Consider the following 19,702-nt stretch of genomic DNA (forward strand, 5'->3'; position numbering starts at 1 on the left):
TACAAAATATTAATAGAAGTCTAATAGAAAACTTAGGAACTAAAATGACAAACTTTACATTTGCCTTTCCGGGCCAAGGTTCACAAAGTACAGGTATGCTTGCTGATTTAGCTGCTACTTATCCTGTTGTTATTGATACATTTAAAGAAGCAAGTGACGTATTAGGTTATGACCTTTGGGCGTTAACTCAAGATCAGGCTTCGGATGCTTTAAATCAAACAGATAAAACTCAACCTGCATTATTAACCGCATCTGTTGCTATTTGGCGTGTATGGGCTGAAATCGGTGGTGAAAAACCAACGACTATGGCTGGTCACAGTTTAGGTGAATATTCTGCATTAGTATGTGCCGGTGTCATTGACTTTAAAGACGCTGTTAAATTAGTAGAACTTCGTGGGCAACTTATGCAACAAGCTGTTCCTGCTGGTGTTGGTGCTATGTATGCAATCATTGGTTTAGGTGATGCTGAAATTGCAGCCGCTTGTGAGCAAGCTGCACAAGGTGAAGTCGTTTCTCCTGTTAACTTTAATTCTCCAGGCCAAGTTGTTATTGCTGGCAATAAAGACGCAGTTGAACGCGCTGGTGTACTATGTAAAGAAGCTGGTGCTAAACGTGCTTTACCATTACCCGTTTCTGTCCCATCTCACTGTGCATTAATGAAACCTGCTGCAGATAAATTAGCGGTTGCCTTACAAGCATTAACATTCAATACACCAGAAATTGCTGTGATTAATAATGTTGATGTTGTTGCAGAAACAGATGCAGATAAGATCAAAGACGCATTAGTACGCCAATTATACTGTCCAGTACGTTGGACTGAAATTGTTGTAAAAATGGCTGAGCAAGGTATTAACTTACAAGTTGAAGCGGGTCCAGGAAAAGTATTAAGCGGTTTAGTTCGTCGTATCGACAAAAGCTTTACTGCACAAGCAATTAATGACACAACAAGTTTAGATGCAGCATTAGCCGCAGTTAAAGGAGAATAAAATGAGTATGCAAGATCAAGTTGTTTTAGTAACTGGTGCAAGCCGTGGTATTGGCCGTGCAATTGCTGAGAATTTTTTAGCATTAGGTGCAACTGTACTAGGAACAGCAACAAGTGAAAGCGGCGCTGCTGCCATCAGTGAATATTTAGGCGAATCTGGTAAAGGATTCGTATTAAATGTGACTGAAAATGAATCAATCGAAGCACTTTTTGAAGCAATTAAGAAAGACTTTGGTAGTGTTGATGTATTAGTTAATAACGCTGGTATCACGCGTGACAACCTATTAATGCGTATGAAAGATGACGAGTGGGATGACATTATTAACACTAACCTAACGCCTATCTTCAAACTAAGCAAAGCAGCACTTCGTCCTATGATGAAAAAACGTGTAGGTCGTATTATTAACGTAGGTTCAGTTGTTGGTACTATGGGAAATGCGGGCCAAGCAAACTATGCAGCGGCTAAAGCAGGTGTGATTGGTTTTACTAAATCATTAGCACGTGAAGTTGCAAGTCGTGGCATTACAGTGAATACTGTTGCACCTGGTTTTATCGAAACAGATATGACTAAAGCATTAAACGAAGAGCAACGAGCAGCTACTTTAGCAAACGTTCCAGCTGGTCGTTTAGGTGACCCAAAAGAGATTGCGGCAACAGTTGTATTTTTAGCATCTGAAGGCGCAGCTTACATTAATGGTGAAACAATTCACGTTAATGGTGGCATGTATATGGTCTAATTGTTGACAATTACTGTTAACCAATTAAGCTAAAAGAATACAATTATTCTACTAATTTGCTGATTAAAGTTTAAAATAACTGGTCTAACCAGTGATAGAATACTTGAATATTAAATGCGATAGAATAAACTACCGCAACTTAACGCAAAAGCGTAATTACAAAGGAAATAAAACATGAGCAATATCGAAGAACGCGTAAAAAACATCATCGTAGAACAACTTGGTGTTCAACTAGAAGAAGTAAAAAATGCTGCTTCATTTGTTGACGATCTTGGTGCTGATTCACTAGACACAGTTGAGCTTGTTATGGCTCTTGAAGAAGAATTTGATACAGAGATTCCAGATGACGAAGCAGAGAAAATCACTACTGTTCAATCTGCAATCGATTACGTTGTTAACAACGGTTAATTCTTCACTTTAATGTGTAGAAATTTTCTAAAGGCGGTCTATTGACCGCCTTTTGTCTATTTATTATTTGGTTCAAGTCATATTTATTTAACTTATCCTCATTAAAGTCATAACTAAATATTTTGTTTAAAGTATTTCGTTATTGTTTTTTAAATCTCATTAGGAGAGTCTAGTGTCAAAGCGTCGAGTTGTAGTAACTGGTTTAGGTATGTTATCACCAGTAGGTAACACGGTTGAGCAGTCATGGAAGGCTATACAAGCAGGTCAAAGTGGAATTTCTAATATAGAGCACTTCGATACTGAAAAATTTTCTACTAAATTTGCTGGTCTAATTAAAGATTTTGATGTTGAAGAATATATGCCAAAGAAAGAAGCCCGTAAAATGGATTTATTTATCCAATACGGTGTGGCTGCGGCAGAGCAAGCTATTACAGATTCTGGTTTAGTGATCAATGATGAAAATGCTGAGCGCATTGGTGTTGCAATTGGCTCGGGTATCGGTGGTTTAGGTATCATCGAAGCAAATAGAGATAACATGAACAAAAGTGGCCCTCGTAAAATAAGCCCATTCTTTGTTCCTGCATCAATTATCAATATGATTTCAGGTCATGTATCAATTAATAAAGGTCTAAAAGGCCCTAATATTGCAGTAACAACGGCTTGTACAACAGGGACTCATAGCATTGGTTTAGGCGCTCGTATGATTCAATATGGAGATGCCGACGTAATGGTTGTTGGTGGTGCTGAAAAAGCATCAACTGAATTAGGTATGGGTGGCTTCGGTGCTGCACGTGCATTATCAACTCGCAATGATTCACCAGAAACGGCTAGTCGTCCATGGGATGAATCTCGTGACGGTTTTGTATTAGGTGACGGTGCTGGTGTATTAGTGATTGAAGAATACGAACATGCAAAAGCTCGTGGAGCAAAAATTTATGCTGAGTTTGTAGGTTTCGGTATGAGTGGCGATGCTTACCACATGACGTCACCACCAGAAAGTGGTGCTGGTGCGGCATTGGCAATGAAAAATGCAATTAAAGATGCTGGCATCAAAGCAAGTGATATTCAATATATCAATGCTCACGGTACTTCAACACCTGCTGGTGATATTGCAGAAACGCAAGCGGTTAAAAGTATTTGGGGCGATGATGCAAAATCTGTCATGATGAGCTCAACTAAATCAATGACTGGTCACTTATTAGGTGCTGCTGGGGCGATTGAAGCTGTTTTCAGTGTATTAGCATTAAAAGACCAAGTTGCTCCACCAACAATTAATCTTGAAAACCCAAGTGAAGGTTGTGACTTAGATTATGTTACTGATGGTAAAGCACGTCCATCAAACATTGAATATGCATTATCAAATTCATTTGGATTTGGCGGAACAAACGGTACCTTGATCTTCAAACGTATCTAGTTCTTAGCACTATTCATAAAATAAAAGCCCGATCTAATCCATCGGGTTTTTTTATGGCTGATTTTTATATGATTTTATGCGTTTAAAATGGATATAATGAAAACAAATTTATTATACAAAGGCTAATCCACGTTTGATGTTAATTAATGGTATTGTAACGAATAATATATCTGCCACTGACCGTGGGCTCGCCTATGGTGATGGATTATTCTCGACAATCAAAATAGAACTTGGAAAAGTGATTGATTGGGCGTTACATTTAAACCGCCTAAAGTCTGGTGCAGATCGTTTGTTTTTTCCAAGCGTTGATTGGGTTTTATTGGAAAATGAAATTTTTGAAACTGCTCAAACAGTAAAAGAATATCCTCATTATGTGTTAAAAATAATACTAACAAGAGGCTCAGGCGGACGGGGTTATAGCGCAGAAGGCTGTGAGCAGGCTGTACGTATTATTAGCCTTTCTTCTTTTCCAGATGTTTATCTAAAATGGCAGCAACAAGGCATTCGTGTGATTAACTGTCATACTCAATTGGGTCGCAATAAACAATTAGCTGGGTTAAAGTCACTAGCAAGATTAGAACAAGTATTAATTAAACAAGAATTAATAAGCTCACAAGCCGATGAAGGTTTAGTGTGCGATGAATTAGGTAATGTGATCGAAGGTTGCAGCGCTAATGTATTCATATACTTAGATGGACAATGGTTAACGCCTAAATTAGATTATTGTGGTGTTGCTGGGGTCATGCGAGCTCGTATTTTGCAGAGTGACCAAGTTAATGTTATCGAAAAAGAAATCAGTATCAACGACATCAATCAGGCAACTTGTCTGTGCTTAACTAATGCTTTAATGGGAGTTGTACCTGTTAAGCAATACCAAGATAAACACTATTCAAAGCAAGCATTACAAAAAGTAACTGAGTTACAAGCATTGCTTAATAAGGAAGTATCCAATAATGATTAAAAAATTATCTCCTGTCTTATTTTCTGTCGGACTTATTTTGACGGGAGCTATTTTCTGGGTTTTACAACAAATCAATCAATACCTTGATACTCCAAGAGTAGAAGAGACGCGTTTATTTACGCTAGAAGAAGGGCGTTATTTTTCACATCTCGGCACACAATTGGTAGTTCAAGGGCTAGTAGATGATTTAACTTGGTGGAAAGTGGTATCAAAACTAAAACCTGAATTAACAAAGATAAAATCAGGGACTTACCAATTACCTAAAGGCGCATCTTTAGAAGATATCTTAACCATCTTGAGTAGTGGCCGTGAATATCAGTTTAAATTAACTTTTATTGAAGGTAGTACTTATAAAGACTGGTTAACGATTTTAGATAACGCTGAATATTTACAGCCATTACAAGAAGATGAACAAGCATTATTAAGAAAATTAGATAGCCCTTATACAAAATTAGAAGGTTTGTTATTTCCTGAAACCTATCACTATACGGCTGATATGAGCGCATTTAGCTTGATAAAAAAAGCCTACGATCATCAAAATGAAATGCTAACTAAACTTTGGAAAGAAAGAGATAAGGGCTTACCTTATCGTACGCCCTACCAAGCGTTGATCATGGCTTCGATTATTGAAAAAGAAAGTGCCTCATCCAATGATCGCGATAAAATATCTTCTGTTTTTGTTAACCGATTAAAAATCAGAATGCGCTTACAAACCGATCCTACCGTTATTTATGGTATGGGAGATCGTTATGATGGACGCATTCGAAGCAAAGATTTACAAGAAAAAACGGCTTACAATACTTACACAATGTATGGTTTACCACCAACGCCAATAGCAATGCCAAGTGAAGATGCACTTTATGCGGCGTTACATCCAGCTGAAACTGATTTTCTTTATTTTGTGAGTAAAGGTGATGGGACGTCATATTTCTCGAAAAGCTTAAAAGAACACAATAATGCCGTTAATAAATATATCCGAGGAAAATAGCATGTCTGTACAACAAAAATTAGCGGGCAAATTCATTGTTATTGAAGGTTTAGAAGGTGCAGGGAAAAGTACTGCAATTCAATATATTAAAAATTGGCTAATGGAACAGGGTATCGTTCAAGAGAAGATCGCATTAACGCGAGAACCCGGTGGTACCGTATTAGCTGAAAGAATGCGTGATATTGTAAAGATGGACGTTGAAGACGAACAGCTTGCTGATAAAGCCGAGCTACTCATTATGTATGCCGCAAGAGTACAGCTTGTTGAACATAAAATTAAACCTGCATTAAATGCTGGTGATGTCGTGATTGGTGATCGTCATAATTGGTCTTCGCTGGCTTATCAAGGCGGTGGAAGAGGCATTGATTTACAACTGATCAATGACATCAAGCAAGTCGCATTAGGTAATTTTAAAGCTGATTTTACTTTATTTCTCGATATCGAACCTGAATTGGGATTAGCACGTGCTCGTGGTCGTGGTGAATTAGATCGAATTGAACGGTTAGCAATTGATTTTTTTAATCGTTCTCGTGCTGTTTTTAAACAATTGGTTACTAATGAAAAAAATGCGGTTTCAATTGATGCGAGTCTTAGTTTTGAACAAGTTGAGTCTGCAATTATTCAGCAACTTGATGCTTGGTTAGCGAGCTTATAACTATGTCAAAGAGCAATGAAGTTGTTGAAAGTGTAGAAGCTGTGTTTGATAACGTCAGCACACCTTGGCTAACGCCATTTTATCAGCAACTTCAAAATAACTTTCATCAAGGACGTTTTCCACATGGACTGCTTTTTACGGGCAGTGGTGGTATTGGTAAGTATAAAATCGCTAAGCAACTTGCTCAATTCCTTTTATGCAGTAATAAACAAGCTAATGATGCCTGCTTTCAATGCCACTCTTGCCAATTAATGGCGGCAAATAATCATCTTGATTTTCAATTATTAGCGGCAGAAAAAAACAAATCGATTGGTATTGATCAAGTCCGTGCATTAACGGAAACATTAAATGAGCGACCGCATTTAGGTAACAATAAAGTAGTGGTCATAAAAGGGGCTGATCAATTAACTGAATCTGCGGCTAATGCGCTACTTAAAACACTTGAAGAGCCTCAAGGCGATAGTTACTTAATATTGCTGGCACGTACTCACCATCAATTAATGCCGACCTTATTAAGCCGTTTACAACAAACGCATTTACATAGTCCGGATGATCAAATGTTAATCGATTGGTTGTATCAATTGGGTTATCAAGTGAGTGACTTAGGCGTATTACGCTGGTTTCAAAATAGTCCTTTAGCATTACTTAATCATCTTAATGCATTAAAACAAGACGCATCTTTAGATACTCGTCGTCAGTGTGTTGAAGGTTTATTTAATGTGTTATTTCAACCTATCAATCTGTTTGCATTTGCGCAGCTAATTGCCAAAGATGTTGAGCAAAATTTATTATTATTGTTTCATTTATTACATGATATTCATAAACTTAAGTTGAATCATAATCAGCTGAATCAAGATGCTATTTATTATTTTGCTTTACCTCAGTTGCAAACTTGGCAAACACAGCTTTCATTAAAAAGCTTACGTGTGTTGAGTGCCGAAATATTAAAAACTCGACACTTGTTGATGGAACATTCGGCATTAAAAAAAGAATTATTAATTAATGCACTGTTAATAAAAATAAAAAACAAATTTAAGGAAAGTTAATCATGTTAGTAGATTCTCATTGTCATCTTGATCGTCTTGCTTACGGTAAAAAGCATACTGACATTAATGATGTTATTAACAAAGCAAAGGAAAAAGGCATTAAACACTTATTAAGTGTTTGCGTGACGTTAGATGATTACCCTGCGATGGCTGAATTAATTGCTCCTTTCAAACAGGTTTCTAGTACTTGTGGCGTACATCCTTTATATAAAGAAGCAGTGATGGATGAAGCTTTATTATTGGACTATGCAAGTTCCGATAAAGTAGTGGCTATTGGTGAAACTGGATTAGATTTTTTCTATTCGCCTGAAACCAAAGATTGGCAAATAGATGCGTTTCGTAAACAAATTCGTGTTGCTAAACAACTTAATAAACCTTTAATTATCCATACTCGTGATGCACGCCAAGAAACGTTAGATATTTTACGTGAAGAAGGTGCTGAGCAAGTCGGTGGTGTATTGCATTGTTTTACTGAATCCATTGAAATGGCAGAAGAAGCCATGAAAATGGGCTTTTATATTTCAGTGTCAGGCATAGTTACCTTTAAAAATGCAAAAGAATTACAAGCAGTAATTAAAGCAGTGCCGTTGGATCGTTTATTAGTAGAAACCGATTCTCCTTATCTTGCACCTGTCCCACATCGTGGTGAAGAAAATGAACCCGCTTATACTTACGATGTTGCACAATTTGTGGCTGAACTAAAAGGTGTGTCTTTTGAGGAGTTAGCTGAAGTGACAACCAATAACTACTTCACTCTATTTAAAGGTGCGTTACGTTAAGCGTATACACAATATGCATCGTTAGATTAAGTTAAAGAGCTTTAAAAAGGATCCTCAAATGCAATCAGTATTATCAAATGGACAGAAAATAACACCTTCTAAAGTGGTGTGTATTGGTCGTAATTACGTTGAACATATTGAAGAGCTTAACAATGAAGTCCCGACTGAGCCGGTTATTTTTGTAAAACCTAATTCAGCGATTGCAACAGAGATTTATACACATGTTACCGATGCGATTCATTATGAAGCTGAGATTTCATTCATTATTGAAAATAATGAGTTTATTGCAGCAGGTATCGGACTAGATTTAACAAAACGAGAAGTACAAAGTACTTTAAAAGCAAAAAGCTTACCTTGGGAACGCGCTAAAGGCTTTGATAAATCAGCTGTATTATCAGAATTTGTGGCAATCCCAAATCAAATTGAAACTCTGCGTTTAGTGCTATCCATTAATGATGTCATTATTCAACAAGCAAACTATGACTTAATGATTTATAAACCTGCGCAGATTGTTGAAGCCGTTAGTGAATTTATGTCTTTTGAGAATGGCGATATTTTGATGACAGGAACACCAAAAGGAGTGGGTAAGGTAAACCAAGGTGATGTTTTTGTAGGTCAACTTTATGATCAAGATACCTTGCTGATAACACAAACATGGACGGTACTTTAATTTTAATTGAAAGGTAAAATCCTTTTTAATTTAAGCAATTGAACTTTAAATAGTGAATAAGCACATAAAGCGCAGCCGTGAACATGAAATAATTCCCTATTTCCTGCGTTTTATCCTCTGCAAAATGCCCTCAGCACTAGCCAACTCACTTTGATCTGCGTAAAATTACCCCATATTTTTTATCACTTGTCTAAAGTAGAGTAAATCGAATGCAGCACCTAGATGAAATCGTTGCTAACGCGCAACAACAGATCGAAAACGCCGCTGATACCAACGAATTAGAAGAAATTCGTTTACAGTATCTTGGTAAAAAAGGCTTAATGACCGAGCAAATGAAAGGCTTGGGTAAATTACCTCCAGAAGAAAAGCCAGCAGCAGGGCAGTTAATTAACCAAGCTAAACAAGCGATTCAAGCCGTATTGGTTGAACGCAAAAAAGGCATGGAAGAAGCTATCTTAAATGAAAAATTAGCTTCTGAAACGATTGATGTCACTTTGCCAGGTCGTGGTTCAAAACAGGGTAATGTTCATCCTGTGACTCGTACTACTGAGCGTATCGTTGAGTTTTTCAGTGAATTAGGTTTTGAAGTAAAAGATGGTCCTGAAGTTGAAGATGGTTACCATAACTTTGATGCGTTAAACATTCCACCACATCATCCAGCTCGTGCTGATCACGATACTTTCTACTTCAATCCAGATTTAGTGTTACGTACACAAACATCGGGGGTACAAATCCGTACCATGGAAAATCAAAATCCACCTGTGCGTATTATTTCTCCTGGCCGTGTTTACCGTAATGATTACGACCAAACGCATACGCCAATGTTCCACCAAGTAGAAGGTTTGATGATTGCTGAAAATGTTAGCTTTACACAGCTTAAAGGCATTTTGCATGACTTCTTACATAACTTCTTTGAACAAGATTTAGAAGTACGTTTCCGCCCATCTTATTTCCCATTTACAGAACCTTCTGCGGAAGTGGATGTAAAAGGTAAAAACGGTTGGTTAGAAGTCTTAGGCTGCGGCATGGTACATCCAAGTGTTTTAAAATCGATGGGGGTTGATCCTGAGAAATACTCAGGTTTTGCCTTCGGTATGGGTATCGAGCGTTTAACCATGCTACGTTACGACGTTAATGATTTACGTTCATTCTTTGAAAACGATCTTCGTTTCCTCAAGCAATTCAAATAAGGGTTAAACATAATGAAATTTAGTGAAGCTTGGTTACGCGAGTGGGTTAACCCAAAAATTAATTCAGAAGAACTACAATATCAAATCACCATGGCCGGTCTTGAAGTTGATGACGTAGAGCCTGTTGCTGGTGAATTTAGCAAAGTTTTAGTGGGGGAAGTGGTTGAATGTGGTCCACATCCAGATGCTGATAAATTACAAGTGACTAAAATTAATATCGGTGAAGACGAATTAATCGATATCGTTTGTGGTGCTAAAAACTGTCGTTTAGGTTTAAAAGTAGCTGTTGCTGTTGTTGGCGCAGTATTGCCTGGCGATTTCAAAATTAAAAAAGCAAAACTACGTGGTCAACCGTCATTCGGTATGTTGTGCTCTGAGTCAGAACTTGGCATGGCAGAAAGTGCTGATGGAATCATTGAATTACCATTAGATGCGCCAATTGGTCAATGTGTTCGTGAATATTTACAACTTGATGATGTGATCATCGATGTAGATTTAACGGCTAACCGTGCAGACTGTCTAGGTATTGCTGGTTTAGCGCGCGAAGTCGCTGTATTAAATAGTATTGAAGCAACACAACCGACTTGGGAAAATGTTGCTGTTTCTATCGACGATCAAGTTGCTATTAACTTACAAGCACCTGAAGCTTGTCCTCGCTACCTTGGTCGTGTGATCAAAGGCATTAATCAAAATGCAACAACACCATTATGGATGGTTGAAAAATTACGTCGTTGTGGTGTACGCAGTGTGGACGCAGTTGTTGATATTACTCAATACGTTTTACTTGAGTTTGGTCATCCAATGCACTCTTTTGATTTATCTAAATTAGACGGTGCGATTAATGTACGTCTTGCAAATCAAGATGAAGCCTTAACATTGTTAGATGGCAAAGAAGTTAAATTAAACACTGATACACTAGTGATTGCAGACCAATCTAAAGCATTGGCAATGGCTGGTATTTTTGGTGGTCAAGATTCAGGTGTGCAAGAAGGCACAACGGATATTTTCTTAGAAAGTGCATTCTTTGCACCTTTAGCAATTGCTGGCCGTGCTCGTAGCTACGGTTTGCATACTGATGCGTCACACCGTTATGAACGTGGTGTTGATCCTGTTTTACAAGCAACGGCAATGGAACGTGCAACACAGCTTTTAGTTGAAATTTGTGGCGGGCAAGTTGGCCCAATCACTGAAGCAGTCAGTGAAGCGCATATTCCTAAACAAGCAACCATTGAATTACGTCGCAGCAAACTAGATCGTTTAATCGGCATATCAATTGATTCAGATCGTGTTCAGCAAATACTAACGCAACTAGGTTGTGTAGTAACTGAAACAGCTGAAGGTTGGTCTGCTGTTGCGCCAACTTATCGTTTTGATATGGCTATTGAAGAAGATTTAATTGAAGAAGTGGCGCGTGTCTTTGGTTACAACAACATTCCCAATATCGCACCGCAAGCAGCATTAACTATGCCTGCTCATAATGAGTCTCGTTTAAAACTATCCAAGATCCGTGACGTATTAGTGAATCGTGAATATCAAGAAGCGATCACTTACAGCTTTGTTGACCCTGACAAACAGTTAAAATTACATCCTGAATCAGATGCGCTTATCTTGCCAAACCCTATCTCTAAAGATATGTCAGCAATGCGCGTTAGTTTATGGACAGGGTTATTAGAAAGTGTTTCTAATAACCAAAAACGTCAACAAAGCCGCGTGCGTTTATTTGAAACAGGTTTACGTTTTATTAAAGACGAAAAAGCTGAGAACGGTATTCGCCAACAACAAATGTTATCTGGCGTGATCATTGGTAATACGAATGATGAGCATTGGTCGATTGAATCACGTGCCGCTGACTTCTTTGATCTAAAAGCGGATTTAGAAGCGGTGTTAGATTTAACTGTTGATGCAAGCAGTTTTGAATTTAAAGCCGAAAAACACAGTGCATTACATCCTGGTCAATCTGCTGGTATTTACCGTAACGGTGAAAATATTGGTTATATTGGCACATTGCACCCAAGTTTGAAGAAACCTTTTGCTTTAAATGGACAAGCAATCGTGTTTGAAATCGAAGTTGATGCTATTTTAAATCGTCAATTACCGCAAGCAATTGGCATTTCTAAGTTCCCTGCGAACCACCGAGACCTTGCATTTGTTGTCGACGAGCACGTTAATGCAGGTAAGGTCCTAAAATTTATAGAAAAAATTGGCGGAACTGGACTAGTTAGCATAAACTTGTTTGACGTATACCAAGGACAAGGTGTTGAAGAGGGTAAGAAAAGCTTAGCAATAGGTTTAATCTTGCAGGATACAACCCGAACTTTGGAAGAACAGGAGATTGCTGATAGCGTAAGTTCAATAGTTGAAGCGGTTTCTACGGAGTTTAATGCATCGTTGAGAGATTAAATTATGGCACTGACTAAAGCAGAGATTGCAGCACATTTATCGGAAAAAATTGGATTAAGCAAACGTGAAGCAAAAGAGTTTGTAGAATCTTTTTTTGAAGAAATAAAATCAACTCTTGAATCTGGTTCGCCAGTTAAAATTTCAGGTTTTGGTGGGTTTGAACTAAAAGATAAAGGCGAACGACCTGGTCGTAACCCTAAAACTGGTGAAGATATCCCTATTGAAGCAAGACGAGTGGTTACATTTAAAGCAGGTCAGAAATTAAAAGAATTGGTAGAAGAGAGTCTGCCGGATTCGCCTAATAAATAATAATTATCTTTTGAAAAAAGTCGCTTAGCGGCTTTTTTTTTACTCAAAATTTGAGTGTTATATGAAGTGATGCACAAACAAATTTTGATAGAACACTACAATTATTAATCATAAGTTTTTTCGCATTATTATAAAAATGATTTGAGGTTTCCTTATTGTGAGTAAATATAAAAGGATTGTTGTATTAACTGGTGCGGGTGTTTCCGCTGAATCAGGTATTCAAACTTTTCGTGCAAAAGATGGCTTATGGGAAAAGTATAAACTAGAAGATGTGGCCACTTTAGATGGTTATAAACGTAACCCTGAATTGGTGTTAGATTTTTATAACCAACGTCGTAAAGATTTTTGCTTAGGTGATAAAAAACCCAATGCAGCGCATTATGCACTAGCTGAACTCGAAGAAAAGTTTGATGGTGAGTTCTTATTAGTCACGCAGAATATAGACAACCTTCACGAACAAGCCGGCTCTAAAAATATCATTCATATGCATGGCGAGTTGTTAAAAGTACGTTGTGCTAAAACCAATCAAGTGATCCCATGGACAACCGATATTACTTCCGAGGACCTTTGTACTTGCTGCCAATACCCTTTACCTCTGCGTCCTCATATTGTTTGGTTTGGTGAAATGCCGCTCGGGCTTGATATTATTTACCATCACCTTTCACAAGCTGATTTGTTTATTGCGATAGGCACCTCTGGCACTGTGTATCCTGCTGCGGGGTTTGTTGAAGAAGTGCAAAGTGTTGGCGCAGATTCAATTGAAATAAACCTTGAACCTAGTGATGTTCATAGTCATTTTGATACTGTGCAACAAGGCAAAGCCACAGAACTGGTTCCTGAATTGGTTAAAACGCTATTGGCAAAATAAAACAAAAGCTAAGCATTAAAGTTTGCTATAAATAATCACGCTAATGTTATTCGCTAAATAATGGCTTAATTGCTATTAAAAAACTGTTGCCCACCGCTAATGTACTTGAAAAGCTAACAGAACTCCCTACAATGATTCGCTGCTACTAAGTGCTATTCAACGACCAAATAACCTAGGAATGTTAGCTTGTTATGAATTCAAAATATTTTGTATTAGGCGGAGATATAAAAAAATCGCTCGCTGAAGGGTATCAGCTTGATTTAAAAGTCTTGTTTAAAGATGCTTTCACTTTAACGCAGAAAAACTTTTTCCCGCTTTTTACTGCGTGTTTGCTTATTATTCTTTCATTATTTTTATTGGTGACTTTATCTCTTGAAAATGTAGATTCCTTTAAGGACACAGGAGTTGTTATCGCCTTTTTTGTACTCGTACTCTTGGTCGCACCTCCTATTGTTACTGGGCTATTAATGATGGGAGTGAATCACTCTATTGGTTTAAAAAGCAAACCTTTTCATTTGTTCAGTTACGTTAATATGGCGCTTAAACTATCACTTGCAGCAATGATGATTAATTTGCTTGTTAATTTTTTAAGTATTGTTCTGGGGCAGCTGTTTAATGACGCTGGTTTTATACTTTCAATTCTAGTGATGTTTTATTTAAGAATGTCATTTATGCTAGTTTACCCTCTAATGGCTGAGAAAAAACTCTCTGCATTTTTAGCGTTAACTATCTCTTTTAAACTAGTGAATAAGAATATTGGTCAATTTACAATATTACTTATCTTCTTTATTTTCCTCTTTGTATTTGGTGTTATTACCTCTGGTATTGGTTTACTTTTTGTTATTCCATTTTATGTGAATATGATGGGATTAATTTATCGTCAAATATGCGGTGTTACTATTTCAGTGACTGAAGTATCCGATGATGATAATGACACGCCAAGTTCTCACAGCGGTGGTTTTGAAGCTTAATTTATATTGATAGAACGATTGTAAACATCAGGAAACCAATTATGCGTTTAGCGTTAGTTATTACTTTATTGTTATTGTCTCCTTTTAGCCAAGCTTCTACGGTTAAATTAAATTATTCGCTCTTTTTTGATTACATGAAAACCATGTACAAATTAGATTATGAATACGTCACGACTGCTTTTTATCTTGTCGATCATCTCGATAAAACTCAGTGCACGATAAATAATGCACAAATACAAGTTGAGGATAATATTGAGCCTATTCTTTTCCAATCCACAGGTCGCTTATTACCTTTCTATTCTGATCAGCATCGTAAAGACGGTGGCGTATTAGTTATCGATATTGATGATAACAAAGCGGTTTCAAGCTGTGACTTGCAGGTGACTGTCATGGCAAAAGAAAAAGAACTTGATGATTTAACGCCAACTAAATTAACTGTTATCAGTGAGCAGTTAGAAGGCGTATTAAAGAAAAATGCGGGTATGATAGGTAAATACTTCTTACCTACTTTTTCAGGCGTTCGATTGCAGCTTGCTCAACCATTAAATGACAAGCAATTAGCGGCTTTATCAAAGGCAAGAGTTATAGATAATGAACAGTTATTGTTAAATAATGGTGATTTTGAAGAAATAACTAAAATAAATGAACTTGATATCAGCATTTTGCGTATAACACCTTGGTTAACAAAGAAATAAGCATTCTGTATTAAATCAAGTGCGATAAACTACTAAAAAGAAAGCGCCATTAATAACCGTTATAACGATTTGAAGCATATATGCATTAAGGAATGACTTGTGAAATTTAAAGATAAAAAAGCTATTTTATTCGATTTAGATGGGACGTTAATTGATAGTGGGCCTGATCTAGCATTAGCTATTAATCATATGCTAACCAGCATTGGCCGAGATGAAGTTTCATCTGAGATCATTCACTCATGGGTTGGTAATGGAGCGAGCATACTCGTTCAACGCGGTTTATCTGGTCAAACTGAAATTGATCCAAATTTAGATCCTGAATTACTTGAAAAAGCATTAGCTATCTTCCTTGAATTTTATGCTGAAAATCTTTGTGTTGGCACGGTGACTTATCCTAATGTTCGTTCAACATTGAAAATATTAAAAGCAAAAGGGTATCGACTAGCGATTATTACTAATAAACCTTTTGATTTCGTTCAGCCAATTTTAGATGGTCTAGACCTTAATGGTTTGTTCGAATCCATATTAGGTGGCGATAGTTTAGATAAACGTAAACCTGATCCTCTTCCTCTACATTATACCTGTGAAAAATTAGGTGTAACTGTAGATGAATGCGTGATGGTAGGAGATTCCAAAAACGATATATTAGCGGCACATGCTGCGAATATGCAAAGCATTGGTTTAACTTACGGTTATAACTATGGTGAAGATATCAATGAACATAATCCTGATATTAGTTTTGATGACTTTGCCGATATGATTGCTGTGTTTTCTGAAGTTAACCAATACACTTTAGCTGAGTAATCAATAAGATGCTTTATCTTCAAATCAATGTAGATGGTTTTTACAATGATTAATAATCACATAGCAAATAATAAAACAGACAATAAAAAAATTGCGATCATTGGTGGTGGTATTGCCGGAGCTTCAATCGCACTTTATTTAACTGAGATTGGCTTAAAAGTAGACTTGTTTGAGAAAGGAACAAGCCTAGTTAATGGGCCGCCTATTTGCCATCTTCATGCTGGTGGTAATTTATATCGCGAGATTCCCGATGATCAATGTGTCACTCTATTACATGAGTCGATTGAATCATTGCGTTTGTACCCTGATTCAGTGGATTATAGACCAACAGTGATTGCGATCCCTAAACAAGATCCCGGTCAGCCGTTAGACTTATTGCCTCGATTAACGCTGTTACAAAATGAATATCAATCACTGATTGATCAAGATGCAGCGAATCAAGTCTTAGGTAAAGCGAGTGATTATTATCGTTTATTTGAGCTAGAAGAGTTACAAGCATTAGCTTTATTAGATGAACAAAAAATTCCTAAAACAGCTGAGCAGTGGATGATTCCCTTTGCTAAGCATACTGATTTATCTGCACTGAAATTCCCTGTGGTGTTAGTGCAGGAGTTTGGATGGAATGTATTTCGCCTTGGCGCAACGGCAGCGCTTTCATTGGAAAAAAATGAATTAGGCAAAGTACACTTAAACAGTAAAGTTGTTAAAATTGAACAAATTAGTGGTGTGCAAAATAACAACAAGCAATGGTTAGTGACTCATGAAGAAGAAGGGCTGCAAAGCACTGATTCATTTGATTACTTAATTAATGCAGCAGGTTTTAGAACCGGTGAAATTGATGACCTTGCTGGCTTCCATCGTCAGCGTTTGGTTGAATTTAAAGCGGCTTACGTGACTAAATGGCAAGGCACAGAAGGTTTATGGCCCGAAGTTATTTTCCATGGTCAACGTGGCACACCAGAAGGCATGGCTCAATTTACGCCTTATGCTGACAACTTGGTGCAATTACATGGTATGACCGATGAAATTACCTTGTTTGATAACGGTTTAGTAACCAGTTCAGAGGAAAGTGCTCAACCAAAATTAAACGAACAGTTTATCCGTAAAATAGATAAAGGCTGGTTAGCGCAAGAAATTGAAGTACGTGGTCAACGTGCTATCGATCATTTAGCGCGTTATATTCCTGCTTTTAAACATGCTGTTGTTGAAGGTAAACCTTTATTTGGTGCACAGCAAATTCCTGGTGAAGATGCGAATTTACGCGCGGCAGGTGTCTCTTTTGAAGGCAATAATTATGCACGCTGTGAAATAGTTAAAGCCTCATCGGTATTAACTTGTGCGGATGCATTAACTGAAGAGTTGGCAGAGCTCGGATTCGTTGATAGAAAGTCTGTGGGCGAACGTTTGTTCCCAATTACTCATTCTATTAGTGACCTTGATATAACAACGCGCTCAGAGCTTTATACGCAGCAACGTGGTTATCCCATTGCTCTCGCTTACCGCAATATCAAACAACAGTAACTTAATTCTTAAATAACTTAAGCGTTAAAGCACTTAAGCCTTAAATCGCTTAATCAAAGGTAAATCCTATGACTTAACTGGTCATGGGATTTTTTGTTTCTCCATCCATATCCTTGAATTACTGCTTCTTCGACTCCATTATTAATGGTTCAAGCATATAAACATTACTTCCTAACATATTGAGTATATTGTGAATAATACTTCAGCAGATGATAGCAATTTAAAAAACACTTCTAACCCAAAAGAAAAGCTTAAAGCCTTCAATAGCTTATTACCAATATTAGCTTTTATAAAACCTTATAAATTAATGCTTTCATTAGCATTGCTTGCTTTGTTAGTCACTGCCATTATCAACCTTTCTTTAGGGCAAGCGGTGAAATCGGTTATCGACAATGGTTTTATTGCTGGCTCAGCTCAACAATTACAAGCGACAATTTTAGGCTTGGTTTTCCTAGTTGCTTTATTGGCAGTAGGCACTTTTAGCCGTTTTTATTTAATGTCGTGGTTAGGTGAACGTGTCAGCGCTGATATTAGAAAGGCTGTGTTTAATCGCATCGTCACTTTGCACCCAAGTTACTTTGAAGAAAATAGAAGTGGTGAACTCATGTCGCGCTTAACGACGGATACCGCGTTATTACAATCTATTATTGGCTCTTCATTCTCTATGTCGTTACGTAGTTTGTTTATGTTGATTGGTGGATTGGTCATGTTGTTTGTCACCAACTTAAAATTGTCTTTAGTGGTTATTGTTGCAGTACCTTTCATCCTCATACCCATGCTTGTTTACGGCCGTAAAGTGAGAACCTTAGCTGAAAGTTCACAGGGAGCGATTGCGGATATTGGCACCTATGCAGGCGAAATTATTCAAAATATTAAAGTCGTACAAAGCTATACCCATGAAGCCAAAGAGCAGGTCGCTTTTGGTCATGAAGTTGAGAAAGCTTTTGTGGTCGCAAAACGTAGAGTCAAACAACGCTCGTTTTTAATTGCCATTGTTATCTTCCTAACCTTTGCTGCCATTAGCAGCATGTTATGGATCGGTGGAATGGATGTGCTATCAGGTAAAATGACCGGTGGTGAATTAGGCGCCTTTGTTTTTTACGCCATTATAGTCGCGACATCAGTAGCCACCATTGCAGAGGTTTATGGTGAACTGCAACGTGCTGCTGGTTCAGCAACGCGTTTACTCGATTTATTAAAAGTAGAAAGTGATATAAAACAACCTAGCCAACCGAGTGTGATGAAAGCACCATCCTCATCGGCAATCACGTTTGAAAAGGTGGATTTCTCTTATCCTTCTCGACCAGATATTCCCGCGCTACACGATATTAATTTAGTGATCCCAACGGGAAAAACCGTCGCCTTAGTGGGGCCTTCAGGTGCAGGGAAAACAACACTCTTTGAACTGTTGCAACGCTTTTATGACCCACAGCAAGGGCAAATAAAATTTAACGATACGGATATTACGCAGCTAGCATTAAGCGATTTACGCGATGCCATGGGAATGGTGCCGCAACAGCCTATTTTATTTAGCTCTGACGTTTGGCACAACATTCGTTACGGCAACCCTCAGGCGACCGATGCGCAAGTCATCGCAGCTGCAAAGCGCGCCCATGCCAATGAATTTATTAATCAATTGCCGCAAGGTTACGGCAGTTTTTTAGGTGAGCAGGGCGTACGCTTATCGGGCGGACAAAAACAACGCATCGCCCTAGCAAGAGCAATTTTAAAGGATCCTAAGGTTTTATTATTAGATGAAGCAACCAGTGCATTAGATGCGCAAAGTGAAAATCATGTACAAGCCGCGCTAAACAAACTAATGCAAGATAGAACCACCTTGATTATTGCGCATCGTTTATCCACAGTGAACGATGCTGATTTAATTGTAGTGATGGATAAAGGCAGGATCGTTGATACGGGTGATCATCAGTCGTTGTTAACGAGTTCGCCATTGTATAAAAAACTGTGTGATTTACAGTTTGATAATAGCCATTCGAAACAATAATTGTTTATTTAAAAGAGCTGATTTTGATGGTTATGAGTAGTAGCTATGAATATCGGCTCATCTGTGTTTATAGGGAATTCTGATATTAGTTAAAAAACTTCCGCCTAACAGTCTTGCATATTTTCATTGTATGACTAACTAATAGATTTTCTTTTCTTTACGATAGTCCGATACTTTTCAGTTTAGATAAACCCTCAATTTAAACTTCACCTATCTACTGTTTTTTGTTTTTATTCCTTTATTCCTTTATTCCTTAATTGCATATTGCAATATTTTAGCTAAGTGCTTGATAATTC

At 37.6% G+C, this 19,702-nt stretch carries 19 protein-coding genes; all 19 read left to right on the forward strand.

Annotated features, from left to right (window positions below; all coding sequences use genetic code 11):
* Positions 1-44: 44 nt before the first annotated feature.
* On the forward strand, positions 45-986 hold the full coding sequence (gene fabD / locus E2R67_RS05840; protein WP_134289991.1) for an ACP S-malonyltransferase: 942 nt from the start codon (positions 45-47) through the stop codon (positions 984-986).
* 1 nt (position 987) lies between these two features.
* The gene (gene fabG, locus E2R67_RS05845) at positions 988-1,722 is read left to right on the forward strand and encodes a 3-oxoacyl-ACP reductase FabG (RefSeq protein WP_134289992.1); all 735 of its coding nucleotides are present in this window, start codon (positions 988-990) and stop codon (positions 1,720-1,722) included.
* Positions 1,723-1,896: 174 nt separating this feature from the next.
* Positions 1,897-2,130, forward strand: a complete 234-nt coding sequence (gene acpP, locus E2R67_RS05850) for an acyl carrier protein (protein ID WP_134289993.1) — start codon at positions 1,897-1,899, stop codon at positions 2,128-2,130.
* Between the two features lie 172 nt (positions 2,131-2,302).
* Positions 2,303-3,544: a beta-ketoacyl-ACP synthase II gene (gene fabF / locus E2R67_RS05855; protein ID WP_134289994.1), complete on the forward strand. Its 1,242-nt coding sequence runs from the start codon at positions 2,303-2,305 to the stop codon at positions 3,542-3,544.
* Between the two features lie 136 nt (positions 3,545-3,680).
* Complete coding sequence (pabC, locus tag E2R67_RS05860) at positions 3,681-4,505, forward strand: aminodeoxychorismate lyase (RefSeq protein WP_134290073.1); 825 nt, start codon at positions 3,681-3,683, stop codon at positions 4,503-4,505.
* Positions 4,498-5,493, forward strand: coding sequence for an endolytic transglycosylase MltG (gene mltG / locus E2R67_RS05865; RefSeq protein ID WP_134289995.1), 996 nt, complete (start codon positions 4,498-4,500; stop codon positions 5,491-5,493). Before pabC ends, mltG begins: the two co-directional genes overlap by 8 nt.
* A gap of 1 nt (position 5,494) precedes the next feature.
* Positions 5,495-6,148 carry a dTMP kinase gene (gene tmk / locus E2R67_RS05870; RefSeq protein WP_134289996.1) on the forward strand — a complete coding sequence of 218 codons (654 nt, stop codon included), beginning with the start codon at positions 5,495-5,497 and terminating at the stop codon, positions 6,146-6,148.
* A gap of 2 nt (positions 6,149-6,150) precedes the next feature.
* The gene (gene holB, locus E2R67_RS05875; RefSeq protein ID WP_134289997.1) at positions 6,151-7,194 is read left to right on the forward strand and encodes a DNA polymerase III subunit delta'; all 1,044 of its coding nucleotides are present in this window, start codon (positions 6,151-6,153) and stop codon (positions 7,192-7,194) included.
* A gap of 2 nt (positions 7,195-7,196) precedes the next feature.
* Positions 7,197-7,973, forward strand: coding sequence for a TatD family hydrolase (locus E2R67_RS05880; RefSeq protein ID WP_134289998.1), 777 nt, complete (start codon positions 7,197-7,199; stop codon positions 7,971-7,973).
* 58 nt (positions 7,974-8,031) lie between these two features.
* Positions 8,032-8,643, forward strand: a complete 612-nt coding sequence (locus tag E2R67_RS05885; protein ID WP_134289999.1) for a fumarylacetoacetate hydrolase family protein — start codon at positions 8,032-8,034, stop codon at positions 8,641-8,643.
* Positions 8,644-8,852: 209 nt separating this feature from the next.
* Positions 8,853-9,833, forward strand: a complete 981-nt coding sequence (gene pheS / locus E2R67_RS05890; protein ID WP_134290000.1) for a phenylalanine--tRNA ligase subunit alpha — start codon at positions 8,853-8,855, stop codon at positions 9,831-9,833.
* A gap of 12 nt (positions 9,834-9,845) precedes the next feature.
* Positions 9,846-12,233, forward strand: coding sequence for a phenylalanine--tRNA ligase subunit beta (gene pheT / locus E2R67_RS05895; RefSeq protein ID WP_134290001.1), 2,388 nt, complete (start codon positions 9,846-9,848; stop codon positions 12,231-12,233).
* A 3-nt stretch (positions 12,234-12,236) separates the two neighbouring features.
* Complete coding sequence (locus tag E2R67_RS05900; protein ID WP_134290002.1) at positions 12,237-12,542, forward strand: integration host factor subunit alpha; 306 nt, start codon at positions 12,237-12,239, stop codon at positions 12,540-12,542.
* Positions 12,543-12,699: 157 nt separating this feature from the next.
* Positions 12,700-13,410, forward strand: coding sequence for a Sir2 family NAD+-dependent deacetylase (gene cobB / locus E2R67_RS05905; protein ID WP_208379473.1), 711 nt, complete (start codon positions 12,700-12,702; stop codon positions 13,408-13,410).
* Positions 13,411-13,601: 191 nt separating this feature from the next.
* On the forward strand, positions 13,602-14,381 hold the full coding sequence (locus tag E2R67_RS05910; protein ID WP_134290004.1) for a hypothetical protein: 780 nt from the start codon (positions 13,602-13,604) through the stop codon (positions 14,379-14,381).
* A 41-nt stretch (positions 14,382-14,422) separates the two neighbouring features.
* The gene (locus E2R67_RS05915) at positions 14,423-15,076 is read left to right on the forward strand and encodes a DUF2987 domain-containing protein (RefSeq protein ID WP_166739326.1); all 654 of its coding nucleotides are present in this window, start codon (positions 14,423-14,425) and stop codon (positions 15,074-15,076) included.
* A 99-nt stretch (positions 15,077-15,175) separates the two neighbouring features.
* On the forward strand, positions 15,176-15,880 hold the full coding sequence (locus tag E2R67_RS05920) for a phosphoglycolate phosphatase (protein ID WP_134290006.1): 705 nt from the start codon (positions 15,176-15,178) through the stop codon (positions 15,878-15,880).
* A 45-nt stretch (positions 15,881-15,925) separates the two neighbouring features.
* Positions 15,926-17,401: an FAD-dependent oxidoreductase gene (locus E2R67_RS05925; RefSeq protein WP_134290007.1), complete on the forward strand. Its 1,476-nt coding sequence runs from the start codon at positions 15,926-15,928 to the stop codon at positions 17,399-17,401.
* A gap of 277 nt (positions 17,402-17,678) precedes the next feature.
* Complete coding sequence (locus E2R67_RS05930) at positions 17,679-19,406, forward strand: ABC transporter transmembrane domain-containing protein (RefSeq protein ID WP_243836967.1); 1,728 nt, start codon at positions 17,679-17,681, stop codon at positions 19,404-19,406.
* The last annotated feature ends 296 nt before the right edge of the window (positions 19,407-19,702 follow it).

It is taken from the genome of Psychromonas algicola, assembly GCF_004378355.1.
Taxonomy (GTDB): domain Bacteria; phylum Pseudomonadota; class Gammaproteobacteria; order Enterobacterales; family Psychromonadaceae; genus Psychromonas.

Coding starts and splice junctions, on each gene's coding strand:
- fabD (WP_134289991.1), top strand. CDS start 45: ATGACAAACTTTACATTTGCCTTTCCGGGCCAAGGTTCACAAAGTACA.
- fabG (WP_134289992.1), top strand. CDS start 988: ATGAGTATGCAAGATCAAGTTGTTTTAGTAACTGGTGCAAGCCGTGGT.
- E2R67_RS05880 (WP_134289998.1), top strand. CDS start 7,197: ATGTTAGTAGATTCTCATTGTCATCTTGATCGTCTTGCTTACGGTAAA.
- E2R67_RS05925 (WP_134290007.1), top strand. CDS start 15,926: ATGATTAATAATCACATAGCAAATAATAAAACAGACAATAAAAAAATT.
- E2R67_RS05885 (WP_134289999.1), top strand. CDS start 8,032: ATGCAATCAGTATTATCAAATGGACAGAAAATAACACCTTCTAAAGTG.
- tmk (WP_134289996.1), top strand. CDS start 5,495: ATGTCTGTACAACAAAAATTAGCGGGCAAATTCATTGTTATTGAAGGT.
- pheS (WP_134290000.1), top strand. CDS start 8,853: ATGCAGCACCTAGATGAAATCGTTGCTAACGCGCAACAACAGATCGAA.
- pheT (WP_134290001.1), top strand. CDS start 9,846: ATGAAATTTAGTGAAGCTTGGTTACGCGAGTGGGTTAACCCAAAAATT.
- holB (WP_134289997.1), top strand. CDS start 6,151: ATGTCAAAGAGCAATGAAGTTGTTGAAAGTGTAGAAGCTGTGTTTGAT.
- E2R67_RS05915 (WP_166739326.1), top strand. CDS start 14,423: ATGCGTTTAGCGTTAGTTATTACTTTATTGTTATTGTCTCCTTTTAGC.
- pabC (WP_134290073.1), top strand. CDS start 3,681: ATGTTAATTAATGGTATTGTAACGAATAATATATCTGCCACTGACCGT.
- acpP (WP_134289993.1), top strand. CDS start 1,897: ATGAGCAATATCGAAGAACGCGTAAAAAACATCATCGTAGAACAACTT.
- E2R67_RS05900 (WP_134290002.1), top strand. CDS start 12,237: ATGGCACTGACTAAAGCAGAGATTGCAGCACATTTATCGGAAAAAATT.
- E2R67_RS05910 (WP_134290004.1), top strand. CDS start 13,602: ATGAATTCAAAATATTTTGTATTAGGCGGAGATATAAAAAAATCGCTC.
- mltG (WP_134289995.1), top strand. CDS start 4,498: ATGATTAAAAAATTATCTCCTGTCTTATTTTCTGTCGGACTTATTTTG.